Origin of the sequence: Vibrio genomosp. F10 str. ZF-129 (assembly GCF_000287055.2) — a bacterium.
Lineage (GTDB): Bacteria > Pseudomonadota > Gammaproteobacteria > Enterobacterales > Vibrionaceae > Vibrio.
In genome coordinates this window covers 1-949 of the sequence record NZ_AJYQ02000049.1, presented here as the reverse complement: position 1 = coordinate 949, position 949 = coordinate 1, and the positions used below count along the sequence as shown (strand labels likewise).

The 949-nt window shown below is 42.1% G+C and carries 2 protein-coding genes; both read right to left on the bottom strand.

All coding sequences use genetic code 11. The annotated features are described in order from the left end of the window. Window positions 1-301: 301 nt before the first annotated feature. Window positions 302-604 carry a type II toxin-antitoxin system RelE/ParE family toxin gene (locus A1QO_RS05910; RefSeq protein WP_017040380.1) on the bottom strand — a complete coding sequence of 101 codons (303 nt, stop codon included), beginning with the start codon at window positions 602-604 and terminating at the stop codon, window positions 302-304. Beyond that, entirely contained in the window at window positions 592-849 is a 258-nt protein-coding gene (locus tag A1QO_RS05905; RefSeq protein ID WP_017038125.1) for a type II toxin-antitoxin system Phd/YefM family antitoxin, read from the bottom strand. The genes A1QO_RS05910 and A1QO_RS05905 overlap by 13 nt, the downstream gene beginning before the upstream one ends. Window positions 850-949: the final 100 nt, after the last annotated feature.

The following is a 949-nucleotide window of genomic DNA, read 5'->3' as shown; positions in this document are numbered from 1 at the left end:
ACGATATTGGTCGGTGGCATATTAATCTTGTGCTGAAATTGACTGGCGACAACACAAAAGAAACCGCCAAACTCGAAGCAAGCGATTGAGGTAGTTTGAACATAAAAAACACCCGCAAACACGTAACCACCCACAACAAAAACAATACGTTAACAGTAGCTTTATAACGCCCGCTTAAGTGGTGAGCAACGCAATATGGTGTTTCCGCATACCACCTAAATCACTAAAATCAACGCATAGTAAAAATGCCACGCGTTGCGAATCCGTCTTGAAGCGTTTGTTAGCCGTTCATTCCCAAAGGTTATTGCCTACTCAACAGGAACTTACGCAAATCTCTTTCAGCTCGCATAACAAACAGAATAAAGACCTTGTCACCGTCTTGTTTATAGAAAACACGGCACGGATTAACGACAACTTCACGATAACTTAAATGTTCTAGTTCGGGCGGAATACGACCTGATTCTGGAAAAGTTTCTAGGCGTTCAACTTTAGAGAAGATCGTTTGTACCAACTGCTTTGCAGCTACAATATTTTCAAGTGCTATGTATTCAGCGATATCGTTGAGGTCAGATAGCGCTGGCTCAGTCCAGATTATTTCAGCCATTTTGACATTTTGTCCTTGGCTTCATCATGACTTACCACTTTACCGTCAGCTAGTGCACGCTCGCCTCGTGCAATGCCCTCCAGAATAACCAAACGATTTTGCATAAACTCGTAATCATCAACATCAACTAGATACGCTGATGGCTTACCATGCTCAGTAATTAATACTGGTTCTTTAGTGTCGTGGAGATCAGCGAGGATCTTGGTTGCTTGACGTTTAAGTGATGTAACTAGTTCTACTTTCATGAAAGCTGCTCCAAAGGAATACTAAAGTGATACTATTCTATCACTTTGAGTATAGCAAGCTCCATGACGGCTAACGCTCGCTTAAGCTGCAACCAACAAG